Raw genomic sequence first — 21,632 nt, 5'->3', positions numbered from 1 at the left:
GAGGATATCTAAAGCTCGGCTACGCGGGTATCGTTCGGCGTATATTGTTTGAAATAATTGCGGATACCGTTGAAAATCGCCAGTGCGATTTTCGATTGATGTTCGGTATTGTTCAATTTGCGTTCTTCGCCGGGATTCGAGATAAAGGCCGTTTCGACCAGGATCGACGGAATGTCCGGCGACTTCAGGACCAGAAAACCGGCTTTCTGCACGGACGAAAAATGCAGTTCTCCGATGTTCTGAAAACTTTTTAGCACCTGGCCGGCGACATTGTTGCTGGCCTCCAGGGTCGCGGTTTGCGATAAATCCAGCAGCACCGAAGCCAGTACTTCTTCCTTGTCGTCGAGACGAACCCCGCCGACCAGATCGGCCGCGTTTTCGCTGTCGGCGAGCCAGCGCGCCGCTTCGCTCGAAGCGCCGCGGTTCGATAGTGTGAATACCGACGCGCCTTTCACATCGGATTTCTGGTAGGCGTCCGCATGCACCGAGACGAAAAGGTCGGCGTTCGCGGCGCGGGCGATTTCCATGCGTTTTCTGAGATCGACATAATAATCGCCCTTACGAACCAATACCGCCCGCATTCCGCGCTGTCGGTTGATCAGTGCGGCCAGTTTTTTTGCGATGGCCAGCACCACACGCTTTTCTTCTGTGCCGGCCGGACCGTGGGCGCCCGGATCTTCGCCGCCGTGTCCCGCATCGATTGCCACCACGATGTTTCTGCCGATTGGTCCGGCGGAGGTTGCCGCTCCCTTGGCCGATTTGGCCGGATTGTCGTTGCCGGCGGCCCGCTTGGCAAGTTTCTGCGGCGCTTGTGCTTTCGCTTTGGGCTTGGCGGCCTGGGCCGAAAATTTTTCGGACGCGTTAGGGCTGTCCGAAAGCGGTCCCTTGTCCGTCAGATCGACGACCAGGCGATGGCCGTACATCTTGTTCGGGTTCAGTGTGAAGCTTTCATAATCGATCTGCCTTTTCAGGTCGGCGACGATTCTCAACGTCTTCTGCTTCTGGTCCGTGCGGATACGGGAAAAAAAGGGATGCGAGGCAGGCGGCTGAGACAGTTCTCCCTTCAAGCGGGCGTTTTGAATGTCGATCACCAGGCGGCCGGGGTGTTCGGTCAGCGAAATGGAATGGGACGGAATGGCGGACACGTCGATCATCATCCGGCTTTGTTTGGCCGAACTCCAAAAGTGGAGCGAGTTGACGCTCACTTGTGCCGCAAAAGCCACGCTTGAGAAAAGTTGTAACGCCAGCAAAAAGAATGATTTAGCGAAATGTCTCATGGCCGCCGCTCAAAAAAACGATAATTTCGTTTAAATTATAACAATATGTAATTGTTTTTACATCGATGTATGTAAAATTTTTGAGAGATGCGGCAAGCGGAAAGGTATTCGGCGGCAGGTGCTGGAAATTTCGGAAAACGGCACTGGCCGGGAATGCGGTTAACTAAACGGAATTGGTCTGAACGAGGAAGTCTGAGCGCATGAAAAAGGCGCCTGAGGCGCCTTTTTGAACCGTTTCGGAGGAGATTATAAATTCCACCATTTGGATTCGGAACTTTCCATCACGACGACCGATTTCGGTTCGACCGTGTAAAACTTGCGTTTATGCCGTCTCTGCTCTGCGGGGCAGACCGCATCGTAGGGAGACGGTTTCGAGGTATCGACTGCGGTATGCCAGCTCAAGTTTTTTAGCGGCGGCAGTTCCATTTCGACCTTGCTGTCCGACATGTTCAGCATCACATGCAAATGCGTGCCGCCTTCGGTGGCCGCCGCCAGGGTGAACGCCAAAACCCGGGCTTCCGGGTCGTTCCAGTTCGGCTGGTCGATCTGCGCGCCGTGCCAGGAAATGTCGGGCAGGTGGGTGTCGTCGTGCTTCTGGCCGCTCAGGAAGCGGCGGCGCATCAGCGACGGGTTGCGCTTGCGCAACGCGATCATGGACTTTACGAAGCGCAAAATCTCGCGCTTGTCTTCGCTGAAGTTCCAGTCGAACCAGGTCAGTTCGTTGTTTTGGCACCAGGTGTTGTTATTGCCGTGCTGGGTTTTCAAGATTTCGTCCCCGGCCAGAAACATCGGCACGCCCTGGCTCAACAGTAAGATCGCGAACGCATTTTTGACCTGCTTGATCCGGAAAGCCTGAACCGCCGGATTGTCGGTCGGACCTTCGACGCCGCAGTTCCAGCTCAAATTGTGGTTGCAGCCGTCGCGATTGCTTTCGCCGTTGGCCAGGTTGTGCTTTTCGTTGTAGCTGAACAGGTCGATCAGCGTAAAACCGTCGTGGCAGGTGATGAAGTTGATGCTGTTGATCGGCAGGCGGCCCTCCGGATGGTAGAGATCGCTGCTGCCGCACAGGCGCGTCGCCAGATCGCCTATCAGGCCTTTTTCGCCGCGCAGGAAGCGGCGCACCGCATCCCGATAGATGCCGTTCCATTCGGCCCAGCGGTAGCCGGGAAAACAACCGACCTGGTACAGGCCGGCCGCATCCCAGGCCTCGGCGATCAGTTTCGTTCGAGCCAGTTTTTCGGACAGTTCGATCGCCCACAGCACCGGCGGATCGCGCAGCGGCATCCCGCCTTCGCCGCGCGCCATCGCGCTGGCGAGATCGAAGCGGAAGCCGTCGACATGCATGTGTTCGACCCAGTATTCGAGGCAGTCGACGATGAAATTGGATACGAAGGGATGATTGGCATTGACCGTATTGCCGCAGCCGGTATAGTCGCGGAACACGGTTTTGTTGAGCGCATCGATGTGATAATAAATTTCGCTGTCGATGCCTTTAAAATTGATGATCGGCCCGCCCGCGCCGCCTTCCGAGGTGTGATTGAACACTACGTCCAGAATCACGCCGATGCCGGCCTTGTGCAGGGCCTTGATCAGATCCTGGAATTCCTGTATGTGCGTGCCCTGTTCCGGGGTCACGCAATAGCCGGGATGCGGGCTGAAGAAACTGTGCGTGCTGTAGCCCCAGTAGTTTTGCAGGCCCAGGTCGGCGGTGCCGGACGGGACGTCCTGCTCGTCGAACGCCATCACCGGCAGCAGTTCGACATGCGTGATGCCGAGTTCCCGGAGATAAGAAATTTTCTCGATCAGGCCGGAAAACGTGCCGGGATGGCGCACGCCGGAACTGGGATGGCGGGTATAGCCGCCTACGTTCAATTCGTAAATGATCGCATTCTCGCTGCGGATCGCGAGCGGTACATCGCCTTCCCAGTCGTAATGGTCCTCGACCACCATGCTGCGCATCGAATGGCGGACGTTGTCGCCGGGCAGGCATGCCTGTTTTCTGTCCCAAAGCCTCGTGCTGACCGCGCGTGCGCACGGATCGAGCAGGTGTTTGTCCTTATCGAACATCTGGCCCGATTCGGGGGTATTGTTCGGGCCGTCCATGCGCCAAGTGTACCAGGTGCCGGCCGGCAGGTTCTCGACGAACGCATGCCAGGCGTAAAAAGTCCGGTTTACCTGCGACTGCAACTGAATGGTCTGGAACGGCTCCGGACTTTCGGCGGTTTCGAACAGCAGCAGCTCGACCGCGGTCGCATGGCGGCTGAAAATCGAAAAGTTGACGCCGTTCGGGTTCGCCGTCGCCCCGGCCGGGTAAGGATAACCGGTTTTGATACTATAAATTTCGGCCAATGGTTTTTTCCTAAATTGTGCAGTATTGGCGCAGCTTCGACCGGCGAAGGCGCGGCTGAATCAATACGGCTTGAAAATGAAGAAATCGGTTAGGGTATTCTCTTTGCTGACTGCGTCGTCAGGCACCGCGGATTTTACAGATATATAGTATAGGCAAAAATAAACCAGGGACTGAATTTGCTGAAAAGTATGAGTTAAAACCGTCAAATCTACACGGACTGCCAAGGTTTGGCAATGCCGGATTGTTTTGAGGGTTTGCGGCGGGGTGGAACCGCGCGCGGATGACGTGTCGGCGGCAATGCCGTTGAGGGAATTCCGAATAAGCTTTTTACCGGCGTGACAAAGCTCGCTTTGCCAGTCAGCTGCGTCATTGACAAAACCAGCTTTGCGGCGTCGATAGTCCGATATCCTTACCTAAAGGGCACAGGAGCCAGACTGGACTGTGCTCGGCGCCTGCCTAACGGCAAATTCCGAACCAATGGCGTGGCCGGCTTCGCCGCGGGCCGAAGCCGGCGGCGGTTTCGCCTGTCCTGTCTCTGGCTGCGAAGCCGGCTTCAGATTATACTGATCGAAGTCGTTTAGACTGTGGTTCTCGGTTGAAGGTCTTTGGCGTCATGGGCCAAAATCAGAATGCCGGTTTCAATTACACGCCGTTTGCACAAAAAATCATTTGAACTCTCTGAACTGGTCGCTTATGAGGCGCTTTAATGCGTTGCCTTGAGATACGGCATGAGCATGGCCGGCGCCGTAAGACGCCTTTACACGCTGCCTGGATTCTTTTCCTGCTCTTGATGGGAAATCTGCCCCTTCAGGCCCGCGCCGCCGATATGCCGCTGAAACGCGCGGCGTTGATGCCGCTATGGAGTCCCCAGGCCCAGTTTGCCGGCTATTATGTCGCCCTCGAAAAAGGCCTTTATGCCCAGCACGGAATCGACCTCAAAATCCTGAAATCCGGGCCGGGTTGCTCGCCGGTTCAGGCGTTGGCAGAAGGAAAGGCCGATTTTGCGGTCCTTTGGCTTTCGACCGCGCTACTGCATCGGGCGGACGGCAAAAAACTCGTCAATCTGGCGCAAATGAACCAGCGCTCGTCGCTGATGCTGATTTCCAAAAAAACGGCCGGCATTCATACGATCGAAGACATGAACGGCAGAAAAGTCGGGCTGTGGGAAGGCGACGTTTCGATACCGCTGCGCACCCTCTTCGCCAAACACCGGATCACGGTGAGGGAAGTGCGCCAGTCGCATACGGTCAATCTTTTTTTGCGCGGCGGGATCGATGTGTCGTCCGCGATGTGGTTCAACGAGTACCATACGATCCTGAATGCCGGGATCGACCCGGCAGAGCTGAATACCGTTTTCCTCAGCGACGAGGGGGTGAATTTTCTCGAAGACGGTATCTACGCCTTCGAGGAGACGCTCCGCCGCGATCCGGCGCTGGCCGGGGCGTTCGTTGCCGCGTCGCTGGAAGGTTGGCGCTATGCCTTCGATCATCCGGACGAAGCGCTGGACATCGTCATTCGCTCGATGCGCGAGGCGCAATTGCCGGCCAACAGGATGCACCAGAAATGGATGCTCGACCGGATGCGCGATCTGATGTTGCCGGAAGGCGCCAAGACCGTGCTCGGGCAATTACGGGAACAGGACTACGCAGCGGTGGCGCGGGCGATGCAAAAGGACGGTTCGATCAAGGATTATCCCGATTACGCCGCTTTTACCTGGAGCGCCGATGCCGCGAAAAAATAGCATCGTTACCCGGCTCGTGTCGGTGATCGTGTTTTTCAGCGTGGTGATCTTTGCGGCGGCGCTCGGTTACAATTACGAACGATCGCGCGCGATGCTGCAACAGGAACTGGAAAGCAATGCGCGCAGCCTGGCGTTGTCGCTGGTCAACCGGGTCGAGATCCAACTGAAGGCCGTCTCCAAAGTCGCGGAAGGCGTGGCCCGCGCCCTGGAGACAGGGAATTATAGCGAAGAGGCGCTGCATGCCTTGCTCAGAACCACGGTCGAAAACAATCCCGAAGTTTACGGCGCCAGCATCTCTTTCGAGCCTTTTGCCTTCAGCCCGAAAACGCGGCTGTACGCGCCTTATTATTATCGGAAAAACGGGAAAATCGCGTACGACCGTCTGGAAAGATCGTACCAGCAGGTGCCCTACCTGTTTTGGGACTGGTATCAGATTCCGCGCGAGCTGGGCAGTCCCGAATGGAGCGAGCCTTACTATGACGAAGGTGCGGGAAATGTGCTGATGACGACCTATTCGGCGCCTTTCTACCGGGAAGCCAATGGCAGCCAACGGCTCCGGGGAATCGTGAGCGCGGATATCGCTCTCGACGCGCTGACCGACCTGATCGCTTCGGTCAAAATCCTCAAAACCGGCTACACCGCGGTGCTGTCCCGAAATGGGATGATACTGGCCCATCCGCTGAAGGATGCGATCATGAACGAAACGTTTTTCAGCATCGCGGAGGCGCGCAACGATCCGGCCCTCAGGTCGCTCGGCCAGAAAATGATCAGGGGCGAAAGCGGCTTCGTGCATTATACGAGTCTGGTCGGCATTACGAGCTGGATGTATTACGCGCCGATTCCTTCGGCGGGATGGACGCTCGCGGTCGTCTTTCCGGAGGCCGAGCTGCTGGAGAACATCGGCAAGCTGAGCATGACGATGGCCGCCATCGGGCTGGTCGGGATCGTGCTGTTGATGCTGGCCGTGGTCCTGATCGCCCGGGCCATCATCGGCCCGCTGCAGTCCTTGACCGAGGCGACCGGCCGGATCGCTTCCGGCAACTTCGATGCGCTGCTGCCGAAGGTAAACTCGCATGACGAAGTCGGCCAGCTCACGCGCGATTTCCAGGCCATGCAGACATCGCTGAAGGCTTACATCAAGAATCTGACCGAAACGACCGCCGCCAAGGAGCGCATCCAAAGCGAGCTGAAGGTGGCGACCCAGATTCAGGCGAGCCTATTGCCGCGCCTGTTTCCGCCTTTTCCGGATCATTCGGAATTCGACATCTACGCGTCGATGGTACCTGCCAAAGAGGTGGGCGGAGACTTCTACGACTTCTTTTTCGTCGACGAAAAGAATCTCTGCTTCCTGATTGCGGACGTTTCCGACAAAGGGGTGCCGGCCGCGCTGTATATGATGGTCGCCAAGACCCTGCTGAAGACCGAAGGCCAGCGGCTGGGCGAGCCCGATAAAATTCTTTTCTCGGTCAACAATATCCTTGCCGCGGATAACGAAAACTGCATGTTTACCACGGTGTTCTGCGCGATCCTGGACATTACGACCGGCGAGGTGCGTTTCGCCAATGCCGGTCATAATCCTCCGCTGATCGCCGATGCGCGGGGAGTACGCTATCTCGCGCCGAAACCGGGATTGATGCTGGGCGCGCTGGCCGATACCGTGTTTGTGACCGAGCGGCTCACCCTGGATCAGGACGGCGTTCTTTTTCTATACACCGACGGCGTGACCGAGGCAAAGAGTTCCGAAGAGAGGCTGTACGGCGAAGAGCGGCTGCTGAAAGCGTTACAGTCGGCGCCCCGGCAGCCGGTGGCGGACATGATCCGTTACATTAGCGCCGACGTTGCCGGTCATGTCCACGGCGCTTCGCAATCGGACGATATCACCATGCTGGCGGTAAAAATGGCAAAGAAGAAACCCGCCCAGCCTGATCAATGAGAGAGTTATGAAAAAGCTGATTCCGTTTTCGCTGATCTTATTGACCGCCGCCGTTTTGCTGGCCGGCTGCAAAAAAAGCGAAACGCTTATCCGCAGCCTCGAGGATGCCCGGCGCGCAAAAATCGGCGTGATGACCGGCTCGACCGGCGAAGCGATCACGCTTGCCCGCTTTCCGGAGGCACAGGTCAAAAGTTTCGACGACATCATGGACGCGGTCGCCGCCATGAAATCGGGGCAACTGGATGCGATCGTCACCGCTTTTCCGGCGGCGCTGCAGGTCTCCAAAAAAAACCGGGAATTGGACCTGTTGCCGGAGACGTTGGCGTACGAGGACACCGCGATTGCGGTCAGAAAAGGCAATCGGGAATTACGGGAGGCCGTGAACCGGATCATCGCCGGGCTGAAGGGCGACGGAACCCTCGCGGCGATGAAGCAACGCTGGTTCAAGCCGGAGCTGACCCCTTACGAAGAATTGAACCTTACCCTTCCGAAGGAAGGAACGCCGCTGAAAATAGGCGTCAGCGCCACGCGCGAGCCGTTCAGTTTCGTGGACCGGAACGGCCGGGTCACCGGCCATGACGGGGAGCTGGCGCGGATTATCGCCGTCAAACTCCAGCGGCCGGTCGAATTTTTCAACATGAAGTTCATGGCGCTGATTCCGGCGCTGCAATCGGGCAAGGTGGACCTGATCGTGACCGGGATGACCGCGACCGAAGAACGCAAAAAATTCGTCGATTTCACGCAATCCTATTATGCGAATGCCCAGGTGATGCTGGTCAGGAAAAGCGCCGATGCCGCTCCGGCATCGGCCGCAGCGACTGTAGACGGCAACTCTGACGAAATTTCGGCGCTGGCGCATCTCGACGGCAGACGCATCGGCGTCCTCGGCGGTTCCGCCGGCGATCTGGCCGCGCGCAAACACTTTCCGAACGCGGCCTTTCAGGTCTTTACCGCGTCGGCCGATGCCGCCCTGGCGGTGAAGAGCCGCAAGACGGATGCGTTTGTGTACGACAAGAGCGTGCTGCTGAATTTGGCCGAAAGAAATCCGGAGCTGGTCATTCTGGAGCAGCCGGTCGACAAACTGGAAGTGGCTGCCGCGCTCAAAAAAGGCAAGGGCGCCTTGCTGGCCGATATCGACAGCGCGTTGTCCGAGCTGAAGCGGGAAGGCACGCTGCAGCGGCTCAGAGCCAAGTGGATTGATTCGAAATATCAGGTCGCGCCGCCGATCGCGCCAACCGATAGCCCGTCCGACAAAGGCGTTCTGCGCATGGGGACCTGTGCGACGATCGAGCCTTTTTCGTTTTTGGCGAACGGCAAGCCGACCGGTCTGGACATCGAACTCGGCCGGTTGATCGGCGCGCGCCTCGGCAAGAAAATCGAGATTGTCGATATGAACTTCGAAGCCCTGATTCCGGCGCTGCAGGCGGGCAAGATCGATTTCGCGCTGTCCAATTTCAATGTCACCGACGAGCGTAAACAACTGATCGATTTTTCCTTGCCGTATGTCGAAAACGACATTTCGGCGCTGGTCAGGCGCGTTTCGCCCGGCGGGCGTCAAACGGGCGGCTGGCTTGTCTCCGTGGCCGATTTGAAGAATAAACGCATCGGCGTGCTGATGGGGTCGGCTCACGACACTTACGCGACGAAAAATTATCCGGATGCGGAGATTTTTCAGTACAAGTCGCCGGCCGATGTCGCCCTGGCCGTAAAGACGGGCAAGGTCGATGCCGCGCTGTTCGACGCCGAACCTTTGCGCGAGATCCTGCGCCGGGACGGCAGTTTCGGCCTGCTCGGCGATCCTTTGTTTTCGTTTTCGGTCGGCGCCGGTTTCGACAAAAACAATCAGGCCCTGAAGAACCGGTTCACCCCATTCCTGGCCGAGATCCGGAAAAACGGCGTCTATGCCGACATGATCCGGCGCTGGATGGAGCAGGGCGATACCCGGATGCCGGTCATTGCAAACGCCGGAGCGAACGGTACGATGGCGGTCGGGGTCAGCGATGCCGGCCTGCCGTTTACCGCGGTCCAGGATAACCGTCTGGTCGGTTTCGATATTGAACTTGCCGAGAGATTTGCCGCTTATCTCGGCAAAAACGCCCGGTTCGCCAACATGGAATTCGGCAGCCTGATTGCGGCCGTCTCTACCGGCAAGGTCGATATGATTGCCAGCGCCATTTATGTGACCGAAGAAAGGAAAAAACAGATCGATTTTTCCGAGCCCTATTTCGAGATGGACACTCGGGTTTTCGCCCTGAAAAAAAATATCGCGGCTTCCGGCGCCCCGCCGGAGGCCGAAACCCGGCCGCCGTCCTTCCTGAGCCGGGCAGCGGACAGTTTTTACAGCAACATCCTCCAGGAAAACCGTTACCTTTTGATTTGGGACGGATTGAAAACGACCGTGATCATTTCAATTTTTTCGACTTTGTTCGGTACGCTGCTGGGCGCGCTGATCTGCTTCATGCGCATGTCGAGGCGCCCTCTGCTTCGCCTGCCCGCGAAGTTGTACATCACGCTGCTGCGCGGCACGCCGGTGCTGGTGCTGTTGATGCTGATTTTCTATGTCGTATTCGCTTCGGTCGACATCAGCCCGCTGCTGGTCGCGATCATCGCGTTCGGGATGAATTTTGCGGCTTACGTGTCCGAGATTTTCAGAACCGGCATCGAAGGCGTCGATAAAGGCCAGGCCGAGGCCGGAATCGCGATGGGCTTCACCAAACTGGAGACCTTTCTGTTCATCGTGCTGCCGCAGACCGTGCAGCGTATTTTGCCGGTGTACAAGGGCGAATTTCTTTCTCTGGTCAAGATGACTTCGATCGTGGGCTACATCGCGGTGCAGGATCTGACGAAAGCCAGCGACATCATCCGCAGCCGCACCTTCGATGCGTTCTTTCCGCTGATCATGGTCGCGATCCTGTATTTCACGATCGCGTGGATTCTGATGCAGTCGTTGGATTATCTCGAGCGGATCACCGACCCGAAATACAGGCGGCGCCGTCCGGAGGGCAAGGCATGATCAAGGTCGAGCATTTGTCGAAACAGTTCGACGGTGTCGCGGTATTGAAAGACGTGACCACCGAAATCAAAACCGGGGAGGTCGTCTCGATCATCGGCCCTTCCGGCACCGGCAAAAGCACTTTTCTGCGCTGCCTCAATCTGCTCGAAACGCCGAGTGGCGGGTCGATCCTTATCGACGGTGTGGATATTCTGGATAAAAAGACCGACGTGGCGGGGATACGCCAGAAAATGAACATGGTGTTCCAGTCCTTCAATCTCTTTTCCCACCTGTCCGTGCTCGACAACCTGACCATCGGGCCGGTCAGGCTGAAAGGGACGAACAAAGCGGCGGCGCGGCAAAAGGCGATGGACCTGTTGCGGCTGGTCGGGCTGGCCGAGAAGGCCGGCAACTTTCCGGACGAGCTTTCCGGCGGCCAGAAACAGCGGGTGGCGATCGCCCGTTGCCTGGCGATGGAGCCGCAGATCATTCTGTTCGACGAGCCGACTTCGGCGCTGGACCCGACCATGGTCAGCGAAGTGCTGTCGGTGATACGCCGCCTCGCCCGCGAAGGCATGACGATGGCGATCGTGACCCACGAAATGGATTTTGCCCGCGACGTATCGAATCGGGTCTTGTATATGGACGAAGGGATCATCTACGAAGAAGGCCCGCCGGAGCAGATTTTCGAGAATCCGCAGCGGGAAAAGACCCGGGCCTTCATTCATCGGATACGCAGTTACAGCTGCCGGATCGCCTCGCCCGATTACGACCTGTATGCGATGAATGCGGAAATCGAGGCGTTCTGCGAAAAACAGATTTTGCCGAAGAAAACCCGGGACAGTTTGCTGTTGCTGATCGAAGAATTACTGCAACTCTACACCCCGTATCTGTCCGGAATAACCCTGGATTTGAGCATCGCCTATTCGGAAAAGAGCGGACGCCTGGAGGTGGTTTCCGAAAGCGCCGGTGAAAAAATCAATCCGCTTGCCGGAGAGCGCCTGGCCGACGACGATTTCAGCCTGGCGATCATCCGCAATTTGACCGAATCGATGGACTACCAATGGCAGGGCGGCAAAAACAGGTTACAATTCGCGCTCAAAAAATAACCTTATGAAGCTAAGCGCCATGGATTTGCAAACCCGAAAAGAAAACAATGCGATCGTCGTCACGCTGAGCGGCCGGCTGGACGCGGTGACGGCGCCGGAGTTCGAAAAAGCCGTCCGGGAACTTATCGAAGGCGGAAATCATTTCATCGTGCTGGACTTCGGGCCGCTCGACTATATCAGCAGTGCCGGCCTGCGCGGCCTCCTGCTGATGTCCAAGCTGCTGAACGCGAAAGGCGGCCGGGTGTGCTTTGCGGACGTACAGGGAAACGTCCGCTCGGTGTTCGATATGTGCGGTTTTACCGCCCTGTTCAAAATGGAAAATTCGGTGGCCGAAGCGCTGGCGGCGCTCGGTTGAATAGAATCGAGCCTTATGGCGAAGCCCGGCCGCGCAAGCGCTTGCGCAACACGATCCGATTGCCGGCGCCTTCGTAGTACGCATGGGTTTCGTCCATCAGCTGCTTGACCATGTGCACGCCGAGACCGCCGATCGGGCGTTCGTCGATATCGAGGCCGATGTCGGGCCGAGGCGCCTGTACGAATGGATCGAAGCGGGGAGCGTCGTCTTTGAGGAGGATTTCCAGCCACTCGTCCGACCGGCTGATCCGGACATCGATGAAACGATCGGCGGCGCCCTTGATTCCGTGCAGAATGGTGTTCGTTATCAGTTCTTCCAGGCACAGGTTGGCGGCGAAAGCCAGGTCGCGGTCGGGCAGCGCCCGGTTGACCGCCTCCGCGAGTTTTTCGATTTCTTCGAGGCGGGTAGGCAGCCGGTAATCCAGCACGACTTTCTTGTCGCGGCCGCGCAGCCGGGATGCCCCGGATTGGGTTTCCGCAGATGGCGCAGGTTTGTCGGATTCCGCCATATCAACACCCGAGTCTCAAAATTGTATTTTAACGGCTGCCCATCCGTATTCCTATGTTTTATACTCAGGCTGGATCGCCGCTGACCGGAAGAAACCCATGACTCAAACACATCGCTTAATACCGTTCTTGATGGGGCTATTGGTCCTCTTGCCGATGAGCCCGCTCGTTAACCCGGCCGATTTGCCGGCTGGATTCGATTATGCCGACAAGCATATTCCGCGGTTGATGACCGAACTGAAATATTTTTCGAGCGCCAATTTCGTCGGCCGGCCCATCGACGGCTATCGCGCCAACCGCGCGATTCTGACTTTGCCGGCGATCGAGGCGCTGGCCGAAGTGCAAAAAGAACTGAATGCGTTCGGGCTCGGGGTCAAGATTTACGACGCCTACCGCCCCCAGCGCAGCGTGGACCATTTCATCCGCTGGAGTACGGACGAGACCGCGACCGATACCCAACCGAGCTACTATCCCAACGTGCCCAAAAGCGAGCTGTTCGCGCTGGAATATCTCGCGAGGCAATCCAGCCATTCGCGCGGCAGCACGGTGGACCTCACCCTTGTCGACCTCGGAACGGGCAAAGAACTGGACATGGGGTCCGCCTTCGATCTTTTCGATCCGGTTTCCTGGCCGGCTGCCGCCGCCCTGGCATCGGAACAACGGGCGCATCGTTTGCTGTTGTCCGTGGTGATGCGCCAGCACGGATTTAAACCCTACCCGAAAGAATGGTGGCACTTTACCCTCGCGAACGAGCCTTTTCCCGCGACCTATTTCGATTTTCCGGTTGAATAATTCGCCTGACAGGTAATCTTCTTCCAGCGAGAAGCAAAAAGCCGAATTTGCCCGAGAATGGCCCGGACCGACCTCGACCGGATCGTCGTCGAAGATCAAAATTCCGCTTTTGGCTTTCGTTCAGCTGCGTCGGGCACAACGCCGGATGGGCGGCGATGAGCCGTCCTGCAGAATCATTCCTATCGGGAAAAACAGGGCCGGCGAATCCCATCTTTTCTATCCCCTCTTAAAATTTTGTTTTATTATCGAGTCTATTACGCTAGACTTTAGTTTCGAATCGCTATCATAAGATCTAAAACCGGCCAGAGAGGGGGCGTTATGAGATACAAGATGCTTGATTTGCTGAGGGTAGGGCTGCTATTTACCCTGATCGGGTTCAGCGGCATCGGGGTTGCCGGCACGGACAACCCCGATTTTGAACAACTCAAGAAGAATTACTATGATTCACATCCGGGCAAGGGATCGCACGGCGCCTATTGGGCGCCGATCCCGATCCAGAAATACTGGAATCCCAAGGACTTCTATAAACCGCCCAAAACCGTGCAGGGCGAATTCGGCCGCAACGACTGCATTAGCTGCCATGAAGCGGCTACGCCGGGCGCGTTCCATGCCTGGAAAAATAGCGTGCACGGCGATCTGGCCGCGATCCGGAACCTGCCCGACAGCGATGTGCGCGCCTACAAGAAGCAAAAGCTGGCCGAGGTAGAGGCCAACCTTGCCAAGCAGGGCCTTTTAAAGCAAGGCCAGCGGCTCGACCAGGTCGGCTGTATCGATTGCCACGGCGGCGTCGGCAAGGAAACCGTCAATCATGCAGAGAATCTGGTGATGCCGGACCGTGCCGCCTGCGGCACCTGCCATGTGGGCGAGTTTGCCGAAGCGGAATCCGAAAAAAACCAGGAATGGCCGCAGAAGCAGTGGGGCAAGGGTCATCCTTCCCATGCGGTCGACTGGGAGGCGAACGTCGAGAACACGGTTTGGGCAGCCATGCCTCAGCGCGAGGTCGCGCAAGGCTGCGACATGTGCCATTACCAGCAAAACAAGTGCGACGGCTGCCATACCCGGCATTCCTTTTCCGCCGCCGAAGCCCGGCAGCCGGAAGCCTGCTCCACCTGCCACAACGGAGTGGACCACAACGAGTTCGAAAATTTCATGATGTCCAAGCACGGTACTCAGTACCAAACGTTGGGCAAAGCCAAGTGGAATTTCGAAGTGCCCTTGAAAGACGCGATCGCCAAGGGTGGCTATACCGCGCCGACCTGCCAACTCTGCCATTTCGAATACCAGGGCGACTATTCGCATAATCTGGTGCGCAAAGTGCGCTGGGCTTTCAACCCGACCCCGGCGATTGCCGACAACCTGGGCCATTCCTGGTTCGAAGACCGCAAGACAGCCTGGGTCGATACCTGCAGCCTGTGCCATTCGGCCAGCTTCGCGAAGGCGTATCTGGATGCGGCCGACAAGGGGACGATTCAAGGTCTGCAAGTCGAGCAGGAAGCCAAAAAAGTGGTCACCCAGCTCTACGAGGACGGCCTTCTGGTCGGCCAGAAAACCAACCGGCCTGCGCCGCCTCTGCCTGAAAAAGACGCTCCGGCCGGATTCTTCCAACTGTTCTGGGCGAAGGGCAACAATCCGAGCCACATTGAACGCATCCATGCCGATATGTGGGAGCATGACGTGATCAAGCACTACAAAGGCATCTTCCACGCCAATCCGGGCGGCTTCACTTACACCGAAGGCTGGTCGAATCTGATGAAGGACTATAGCGAGATCATGGACGAAAATACCCGTCTGCGCGAATCTGCCGCTCAAGCGAAAATTGCGAAAGCCAGTGTGAACAGTACCGCCACTGTGCCTGCGAGCGAATCGGGCGGCAGCGGGCTGGGCCTGACGGGGCTGCTGCTGATCGCGTTGGGCCTGGGCGTAGCGTATAAAATCTTCGGTCCTTTCGGCAAAAAATCCGAAGCCGACGAAGCGAGCGAAGAAGCGAAGTGATGCGGCGAACACTCCGGAAGGGATTTCTGTCGGCATTGAGCGTCGCGTTGCTGGCAACGGGCGGCGCGCTGCTTTCCCGGCAATGGATCGGACCTGTCGAGCTCAAGGCGGAGAGCGGCCAAAGCGAAACGCCGCTCTCCGTCCGGCGCGCCCAGGAATCCGCTAACGCGGTGCAGGGACATTTTTCGGCGCAATCGGTGGAGCGTCATGCCTTCAGCCAGGACGGCAAGGCGCTGTTCGACCTGCTGGTCGCCCGGTACGCGGACCGCGACGGCGCTCGACAGAGCGCTGTCCTGTTTCCCAAGGAGGCGCAGGCCCTGGCTTCCACTCCGACCGGTATGCGTTACGAACTGTGGCAGGCTGCGGCCGAGGTGATCGCCCGCAAGGCGCCGGATGACGCCTTATTTCTGAGCTGGTGGGACGACGGCCAGCGTCTCCACTTTCTGGCCGGCAAGGAGGCCTGGCTGCGGAAGCCCGGCATGAAGACTTTTACGAACCCGGTCTGGAAGGCGCTAAAAGGCACTCTGCCTTTGGCCTCTGACGAAGAAAGCAGGCACTTGGCGCAGATGGCGCGCTGGCTGACTATGGACAGCGACAAGGCGATTGCCGAGATCGCCGCGCATTTCGGCCCGTCGCGGCCCGTTTATCTGCTGGTCGACAATGATCTGCTGCTGCATCTAGCCGAATTCGGCGCTTACGGCGGCGCGCCGTTGAAGTTCGAAGCGCAAAACATTCCCGTCGGCGACGACCTGCATGGAGACATTGCCCGGGTCAAGCGTTGGGCCGGCGAAACCGGAGACGGCAATTACCTGGCGCAGAAAGAGGGCACTTATTACCGCGTCTGGTCTACGCCCGATCCGAAAGTCAGAAATACGCTGCTGGTCCGGCTGCTTCCTTTCGTCGATTCGCTGAAACAACTGCCCGAGGGCGTCAGCCTGGTTTACCAGAGCCATTGGGGCGGTTTTCTGTCCGTTTATAAAATCGACGGCCTCCGCCCGCCGCCTTAGGCATTTCCGGTTCGGGTGCTCGCCATGCCGCCATGCCGTCATGCCGTCATAAGGTATCGTTATACATATCTCGGGCGCTTGGGTTGGAGCGACAGCGGAAACCCGACACAACCCTATCAAAAACAAAGTCAAGCGGAATTAGCGTAAGCCGTAACCCAACCTGCCCGGGGCGTTCTGGGCGGAATTTGGCTGTTTGCATATAACCGCAAGACGGGTTAAAGAATAGGGCAAAAACTCAATCGCCATAATGCGCGTAGATAGGGTTATCCGTGTCAAGCGTTATGAAAAGCAGCGTTGTAGGGCGTTTTCGCGATAGCAAAACGCCAACAGGCTTCAAAGTAGTGATGGCGGATTGCTTGGCGGCGAATCCGCCCTACAACGACAGCCGTAGAATGAGCGAATGTACCCGCTTCTACTGTACGAGTTTTAAAGATCTGAATAAGCCGTCGTTTTGCGGTTTTCTTTGGGGTTCAATCTCCAGGACTTCCACTTTGCAATAATTTTTGATGGATTTCAGTCCCAGTTCTTCCCGTGCGTGTATCTGATGAGTGACCGTGGCTCTCAGAGCCTCCAGGGCTTTTTCCGCCGTTGCTTCATGGGCTATGCAGCCGGGAATATCCGGACAATAAGCCGAAAAACGTTTGGTCAAGCCTTTATACGTCGGTTGTACGACTGCTACTAATCTCATTTTCAGGTTCTCTTCTTAATGTTGACAGTTACGGATCCCTTGTCCAAAGGGTATGGCGAGATGCTGCATTAAAAGCTAAAAGTCTACATTTATGAGATAGACGCTGTAAATGTCGGATAAATGATAATAAAAACGTAGAAAATGGTTAACATCCCTATCCATTCAAGGACTGACGTATCGGCATTTTTCCGGACGCACGATTACGCCGCCTTTAGCGGCAATTCATCATTCATAGAAAACCTGTCACCGTTGGCGGAATGAATCTCGCGGTTGTAAAACACTTCTCGACTCCGAAAGGCCGGCTGTGAACCTCCTCGGTTCAAGGTACGGAAGCAGCTTTCTGAAACCCTATGATCCCGGCTATTGCCCTTACGGCTTATGGGTAGAGACAGAGGCGATTCGGAGCCGAAACGTCCCGCCAGGCTCCATGAAGAAGCCAGCCGATGGGTTACGGCGTTACCGTGCAGGAGCCTGCGGCCGTCCGCGGGCCTCTATCCGGCAGCCGCCTTCCGAAATGGAAGTGAAGCAAGGTCAAAAAACTGCGTTACCGGTCGGGTAGCCTCCTGCCGAATCCCGACCCGGCTCCACTCGACCAGGCTACGGCCTGGCAGCGGCACCTTCTGTGGGTCAACGACCGGCTGTTGTCCGAATTGCTCGAAAAATTGGGCCGTTACCGCAGCGGGCGTATTTTTCTGCGCGATGACGGACTGGAAAAACTGCGTATTACCGGCGTGTTTGCACTGGATAATCCGGACAAAGTACCGGATTCGGTCTGCCGGGCGTTGGATCTGCGGCAAACCCGCGTCGGCCCGTGATGGGTGTGGCTGCAGCGTTAGAATGGGCTGACTCAGGCAGCCCATCGTTCGCGATCGGTACCTTGAGGGGGCCGCAGAGCGGTGGCGGATTGCCTTCGGAGAATCCATTCTACAAGTTGAAGGAAATGACTCTAGACCCGTCAACATTGCGAACCCGGGCCATTCCGGTCCCCCATCCTCTCGCAATGGAGAATTTAATGGTAAACCGCAAGCTCCGTAACTGTTTTTCAGCTGTAGGGTACTCTGTGCGTACCTTTTCAACCCTCATGGCACGCACAGCGTACCCTACAGCGAGGGATTACCCGACGCGCAACGCGTGTAGCGTTGTGTAGATAGGATGATTGCGCCATCAAATAGTGATGGAGTTCTGCCGTCTATGGTCATTCGGGTATCGACCCGGTATTTTCGCTGTAGCCAAACCTCAAACGATGTAATCGGCAGCCCGGCCAATACGGTGGTTGCCGTATAGGCCCACAGCAGAAGCAAACCGATACGCATGCCGGACAAGATAACGCCGCCTTACGAGATAACGGATATGGGTCGAAACCGGACGATTGTCGGCGAGAAACGGCCTATTGATGGCTATTTTCTTCCTTCGTCGCGGTTTTCGGGAGAATTGCCGGCCGATGACGACTCTAATCCGGCACATCAGCCAGTCATGGGAACTTACCGGATGAGGGGATCATGAGCAGAAAGTCAGAAGTGTTTAAACGCCACAACGGCATTATCGAGCTCAGCCGTAAAATTTCCACACGCATATCCGATGCGGAAGGCATTAAAGACCCGAAGGCCATCGCCGCGCTGGCGGAAGAAATCGAGAAGGAGACCCGGGCCGCGCTGGAACTCACAAGAGAGATTCTGGAAGAATACGAATTCGATGATTTCGGTCCTACCGAATAAACGGCATCAAAATCGATTTATCCACTTGAGGTCGTCTGATACGGTTTTATTCCGGTTGATAGCGGGCTTTTCGTTGCCGGGGAAATGGCATTGAGCGGAATAATCGCCTGGATTGGGTTTCTTTACCTCGCGGACTCGATCTGGAATGCGGTTTCGCTTCATGCCTGGCTTTATCTTTCTACCGCCATTGCGGCATTTTATAGTCGGCGAGGGATCAGGGAGGGTGTTTCTATGCAGCGTACCTTGAAATGGGTCGGGATTGTTTTTCTGGTCATCGTCGCCGCGGCCGCGCTGCTGCTGGCTTTCCTCGACTGGAACTGGCTGCGCGAGCCGATATCGTCCAGGATCGGCACTGCATTGAACCGGCGCTTTGCCATTCAGGGCGACCTGGACGTCGACATGGGCTGGGCGCCGCGCATTACCGTCGACAAAATCGATCTGGAGAATGCCGACTGGGGCAGTCAGCCGGAGATGCTGAGCGTGGACCGCCTGCAATTCAGCATCAGCCTGCCGGATTTATTGAAAGGCGATGTGGTACTGCCGGAGATCAGTGTATCCAGGCCCCGCGTGCTGCTGGAAAAGAACGCGAAGGGCCAAGGCAATTGGGAATTTGATACGGACAACAAAGAAGCCACCGACCGCACCGAATTTCCCAGAATCGGCCGCCTGACGCTCGAAGACTGCCAGCTCGATTACCGCGATCCGAACACCAGGACGGAGCTGGCAGTAAAGGCCTCGGCGGCGGGTGCCGCGAAAGAGCAGGGCGTGAACCTGCAAGGCCGGGGGCGCTTCCAGGGTGATCCTTTCAGCTTGAAGATGGAAGGCGGCTCGCTGCTGGAACTGTGGGAAAAGCACAAGCCTTATCCTGTCGATCTGAGGATGGTGGCCGGCGAGACTCGGGTAACGATCGAGGGGACCTTCGCCGACCCGGTGCAACTGAAGGAGCCCAATCTTCAGCTCGATCTGCAAGGCGGCAGTCTCGCCAAATTGACGCCTTTTATCGGTGTGCCGCTGGCCGAAACGCCGCCTTATCGATTCAGCGGCCGGGTGACGCGCGCCGGCGAGCGCTGGCTCATCCATGATCTGAAGGGAAAAATGGGCAGCAGCGATATGGCTGGCGACGTTGAATACAGCGCACCCGAAAAGCGGCCTTTTCTGAAAGCCGATATCAAGTCGCATCGGCTCGACTTCAAGGATCTGGCGGGTTTCATCGGCGTCGATCCAAAGGAAAAAAAAGAACAGGAACGCATCTTTCCCGATAATCCCTACGACCCGAAAGCGATCCGTTCCGCCGATGCGGACGTAAACTTTTATAGCGACAATATCATCACGCCGCATCTGCCGATAGACGCGTTCAAGACGCATCTGAAAATGGACCACGGCCGGATCGCGCTGGAACCGTTGAATTTCACGATCGATATCGGCCAGATCGCGTCCGTGATCAGGCTCGACGCGCGCAAGGACCTCATCGCCACGAAAGCGGACATCAAGATTCGCAAAGTGCCCCTGAAACGGCTTCTGGCCGAGACGCGGTTCGAGCCGGAAAGCGACGGCATGTTCTTCGGGCAGATTCTGCTCGACACGACCGGCAACTCGGTGGCGGACATGCTCGGACGCGGCAACGGCGACATCACTCTGCTGATGGATCAGGGGCGCGTCAGCAATCTGCTGATCGAGCTGGTGGGCCTGGATGTGGCCGAATCGCTGGGTTTTCTGCTGACCAAGGATAAAAGCACCCGGATACGCTGCATCATCGGCAATTTCAAGGTCACTGACGGTCGGATGAAAACCGCGCCGTTCGTGATCGACACCGTCGACACGAATATCAAGATCACAGGCCGGATCGACCTGGGCGAAGAGAACGCCGACCTGCGGCTGGATGCAAGCCCAAAAGATGTCAGTGTCTTGAGTGCTCGCGTACCCCTCTATGTGAAAGGGCGGCTTAAATCTCCGGATGTCTCGCCGGATAAGACCCGCCTGGCTGCCAAAGGCGCGGCTTCGGCCGTTTTGGGGGTATTGCTGACGCCGGTCGCCGCGATCATTCCCTGGATCGATTGGGGACTGGGTAAGGACAGTGCCTGTTATGCGATGATTAATCAGGCGATGGCCGACGACGCGGCGGCAAAGAAAAAAATGTCTCAGAGCACAACCGGCAGGAAATTGCCGGTAAAGCGCAAAGCCAAATGAGCGGTTGTTATGTGTCATTCAAAATGCCCGAACTGGAGCATTTTCATATCGTGTGCAAGGGGCGAATTTGTTCGCCTTCAAATCCGGTCCACGAGGCAATTCAGCTCTCATCCCTGTAGGAGCGGCTTCAGCCGCGATCAAAGTCTTATCGCGGCTGAAGCCGCTCCTACACAGGTTGCACGGCAAGGATGTTACGGCACAAGCGGACGATTAAGCTCGGTCCGCCAGGTGGCGGGATCGGGATTCGATTCCGGGCCTGAAACATAACGTTCCCATAAACAATCCTGCGGGTTCAGCCCCTCGGCGTCTATCCACGCGCAGAACTGGCCCCAGGCGGTGCCCAGCCCTTCATAACCGCCGCGGTACACCGTGCGGGCGACCTTGGCGGCCGGCAGTTTGCCCATCCTGACGCGGCCGGCCGGATTTAGGGGGCGGTCGACCGGAAAGCCTACCTCGAAGTCGAACGTATCGGTCGGTCTTCTCCTGTGGAACGAAAAACAGGGGCCGGCGGGAGAGAGGCCCTGAGCGGCGAGCGTGGACAGCACTTCGGCGATGGCGGAATCCATCGCCTCGACGATTTCCGCGCAGGAGACGACCAGATGAATCACTGCGGCGGGCTGTTCGTCCGTTTGTACGATTTGGGGAGTGTCGATCATGGTAAAGTCTCCGAGAAGTCAGGTTATATGGAATGTTTTATAAGCTTGCCATCAGCGCGTCAAGCCGATCGTCGCTTTTGACCGGCCTTTATGGAACTCCTTTGTTCGCGGGTTTCGCGATCAGTGTCGTAGAGTACGCACCGCGTACCCTACGCGGCTGTGCACAGTAGGCAACATCAATTGTTGGCTATACACTGGAACATAGCCCGTAAGGCGGAACACGATAGTGGTTCCGCCGGATGACATTTATATAATCAGAAAATAAGTTCGTTTATGGCAAATGTCAGAAGGTATTGGCCTAACCCGACACTCCAGCGGGTTCCGCTAACGCT

Annotated in this window: 16 protein-coding genes; 11 read left to right on the top strand and 5 right to left on the bottom strand. The window is 57.0% G+C overall.

What is annotated here, in order from left to right; genetic code table 11:
• Positions 1-8: 8 nt before the first annotated feature.
• Together METAL_RS13320 and glgX are read right to left on the bottom strand one after the other, a co-directional pair.
• Entirely contained in the window at positions 9-1,277 is a 1,269-nt protein-coding gene (locus METAL_RS13320; protein ID WP_005373074.1) for an N-acetylmuramoyl-L-alanine amidase, read from the bottom strand.
• A gap of 246 nt (positions 1,278-1,523) precedes the next feature.
• A complete protein-coding gene (gene glgX, locus METAL_RS13315) occupies positions 1,524-3,626 on the bottom strand; it encodes a glycogen debranching protein GlgX (RefSeq protein WP_005373073.1) in 2,103 nt (700 codons plus the stop codon).
• A gap of 791 nt (positions 3,627-4,417) precedes the next feature.
• On the opposite strand from glgX, the gene METAL_RS13310 reads away from it, so the two are divergent.
• From METAL_RS13310 to METAL_RS13290, 5 genes are read left to right on the top strand one after another with little or no spacing between them, the layout of a single operon-like run.
• Complete coding sequence (locus tag METAL_RS13310; RefSeq protein WP_245549372.1) at positions 4,418-5,368, top strand: ABC transporter substrate-binding protein; 951 nt, start codon at positions 4,418-4,420, stop codon at positions 5,366-5,368.
• Positions 5,352-7,301 (top strand): SpoIIE family protein phosphatase, encoded by a 1,950-nt coding sequence (locus METAL_RS13305; RefSeq protein ID WP_005373071.1) that lies wholly within the window; start codon positions 5,352-5,354, stop codon positions 7,299-7,301. Before METAL_RS13310 ends, METAL_RS13305 begins: the two co-directional genes overlap by 17 nt.
• A 7-nt stretch (positions 7,302-7,308) precedes the next feature.
• Positions 7,309-10,314: an ABC transporter permease subunit gene (locus METAL_RS13300; RefSeq protein WP_005373070.1), complete on the top strand. Its 3,006-nt coding sequence runs from the start codon at positions 7,309-7,311 to the stop codon at positions 10,312-10,314.
• Positions 10,311-11,402, top strand: a complete 1,092-nt coding sequence (locus tag METAL_RS13295; protein ID WP_005373069.1) for an amino acid ABC transporter ATP-binding protein — start codon at positions 10,311-10,313, stop codon at positions 11,400-11,402. Before METAL_RS13300 ends, METAL_RS13295 begins: the two co-directional genes overlap by 4 nt.
• A 4-nt stretch (positions 11,403-11,406) precedes the next feature.
• Positions 11,407-11,757 (top strand): STAS domain-containing protein, encoded by a 351-nt coding sequence (locus METAL_RS13290; protein WP_245549371.1) that lies wholly within the window; start codon positions 11,407-11,409, stop codon positions 11,755-11,757.
• Positions 11,758-11,770: 13 nt separating this feature from the next.
• Here METAL_RS13290 and METAL_RS13285 read toward each other — a convergent pair whose 3' ends face one another.
• The gene (locus METAL_RS13285; protein ID WP_005373067.1) at positions 11,771-12,265 is read right to left on the bottom strand and encodes an ATP-binding protein; all 495 of its coding nucleotides are present in this window, start codon (positions 12,263-12,265) and stop codon (positions 11,771-11,773) included.
• 97 nt (positions 12,266-12,362) lie between these two features.
• Here METAL_RS13285 and METAL_RS13280 point away from each other — a divergent pair, with 97 nt between their 5' ends.
• The 3 genes from METAL_RS13280 to haoB all read left to right on the top strand — a co-directional run bounded on the left by METAL_RS13280 (position 12,363) and on the right by haoB (position 16,054).
• Positions 12,363-13,055, top strand: coding sequence for a M15 family metallopeptidase (locus METAL_RS13280; protein WP_005373066.1), 693 nt, complete (start codon positions 12,363-12,365; stop codon positions 13,053-13,055).
• A gap of 330 nt (positions 13,056-13,385) precedes the next feature.
• The gene (locus METAL_RS13275) at positions 13,386-15,047 is read left to right on the top strand and encodes a multiheme c-type cytochrome (RefSeq protein WP_245549370.1); all 1,662 of its coding nucleotides are present in this window, start codon (positions 13,386-13,388) and stop codon (positions 15,045-15,047) included.
• Positions 15,047-16,054, top strand: coding sequence for a hydroxylamine oxidation protein HaoB (haoB, locus tag METAL_RS13270; RefSeq protein ID WP_005373064.1), 1,008 nt, complete (start codon positions 15,047-15,049; stop codon positions 16,052-16,054). Before METAL_RS13275 ends, haoB begins: the two co-directional genes overlap by 1 nt.
• A 412-nt stretch (positions 16,055-16,466) precedes the next feature.
• On the opposite strand, the gene METAL_RS13265 is transcribed toward haoB, so the two are convergent.
• On the bottom strand, positions 16,467-16,742 hold the full coding sequence (locus tag METAL_RS13265; protein ID WP_005373063.1) for a type II toxin-antitoxin system HicB family antitoxin: 276 nt from the start codon (positions 16,740-16,742) through the stop codon (positions 16,467-16,469).
• A gap of 641 nt (positions 16,743-17,383) precedes the next feature.
• Here METAL_RS13265 and METAL_RS21035 point away from each other — a divergent pair.
• From METAL_RS21035 to METAL_RS13255, 3 genes are all read left to right on the top strand, one after another.
• On the top strand, positions 17,384-17,557 hold the full coding sequence (locus METAL_RS21035; protein ID WP_157203339.1) for a FecR family protein: 174 nt from the start codon (positions 17,384-17,386) through the stop codon (positions 17,555-17,557).
• A gap of 684 nt (positions 17,558-18,241) precedes the next feature.
• The gene (locus tag METAL_RS13260) at positions 18,242-18,457 is read left to right on the top strand and encodes a hypothetical protein (RefSeq protein ID WP_005373060.1); all 216 of its coding nucleotides are present in this window, start codon (positions 18,242-18,244) and stop codon (positions 18,455-18,457) included.
• 231 nt (positions 18,458-18,688) lie between these two features.
• Entirely contained in the window at positions 18,689-20,644 is a 1,956-nt protein-coding gene (locus METAL_RS13255) for an AsmA family protein (RefSeq protein ID WP_005373059.1), read from the top strand.
• A 191-nt stretch (positions 20,645-20,835) separates the two neighbouring features.
• Here METAL_RS13255 and METAL_RS13250 read toward each other — a convergent pair whose 3' ends face one another.
• A complete protein-coding gene (locus METAL_RS13250; RefSeq protein ID WP_005373058.1) occupies positions 20,836-21,300 on the bottom strand; it encodes a GyrI-like domain-containing protein in 465 nt (154 codons plus the stop codon).
• Positions 21,301-21,632: the final 332 nt, after the last annotated feature.

This window comes from Methylomicrobium album BG8 (assembly GCF_000214275.2).
In the GTDB taxonomy this organism is placed as follows: Bacteria; Pseudomonadota; Gammaproteobacteria; order Methylococcales; family Methylomonadaceae; genus Methylomicrobium; species Methylomicrobium agile.
This window is presented reverse-complemented; position numbering and strand designations above follow the sequence as displayed.

Bases quoted from the DNA above. Each gene is read 5' to 3' on its own strand.
- METAL_RS13280 (WP_005373066.1), top strand. From the start codon at position 12,363: ATGACTCAAACACATCGCTTAATACCGTTCTTGATGGGGCTATTGGTC.
- METAL_RS13310 (WP_245549372.1), top strand. From the start codon at position 4,418: ATGGGAAATCTGCCCCTTCAGGCCCGCGCCGCCGATATGCCGCTGAAA.
- METAL_RS13320 (WP_005373074.1), bottom strand. From the start codon at position 1,277: ATGAGACATTTCGCTAAATCATTCTTTTTGCTGGCGTTACAACTTTTC.
- METAL_RS13250 (WP_005373058.1), bottom strand. From the start codon at position 21,300: ATGATCGACACTCCCCAAATCGTACAAACGGACGAACAGCCCGCCGCA.
- METAL_RS13255 (WP_005373059.1), top strand. From the start codon at position 18,689: ATGCAGCGTACCTTGAAATGGGTCGGGATTGTTTTTCTGGTCATCGTC.
- METAL_RS13265 (WP_005373063.1), bottom strand. From the start codon at position 16,742: ATGAGATTAGTAGCAGTCGTACAACCGACGTATAAAGGCTTGACCAAA.
- METAL_RS13260 (WP_005373060.1), top strand. From the start codon at position 18,242: ATGAGCAGAAAGTCAGAAGTGTTTAAACGCCACAACGGCATTATCGAG.
- METAL_RS13295 (WP_005373069.1), top strand. From the start codon at position 10,311: ATGATCAAGGTCGAGCATTTGTCGAAACAGTTCGACGGTGTCGCGGTA.
- METAL_RS13300 (WP_005373070.1), top strand. From the start codon at position 7,309: ATGAAAAAGCTGATTCCGTTTTCGCTGATCTTATTGACCGCCGCCGTT.
- METAL_RS13290 (WP_245549371.1), top strand. From the start codon at position 11,407: ATGAAGCTAAGCGCCATGGATTTGCAAACCCGAAAAGAAAACAATGCG.
- METAL_RS13275 (WP_245549370.1), top strand. From the start codon at position 13,386: ATGCTTGATTTGCTGAGGGTAGGGCTGCTATTTACCCTGATCGGGTTC.
- METAL_RS13305 (WP_005373071.1), top strand. From the start codon at position 5,352: ATGCCGCGAAAAAATAGCATCGTTACCCGGCTCGTGTCGGTGATCGTG.
- haoB (WP_005373064.1), top strand. From the start codon at position 15,047: ATGCGGCGAACACTCCGGAAGGGATTTCTGTCGGCATTGAGCGTCGCG.
- METAL_RS13285 (WP_005373067.1), bottom strand. From the start codon at position 12,265: ATGGCGGAATCCGACAAACCTGCGCCATCTGCGGAAACCCAATCCGGG.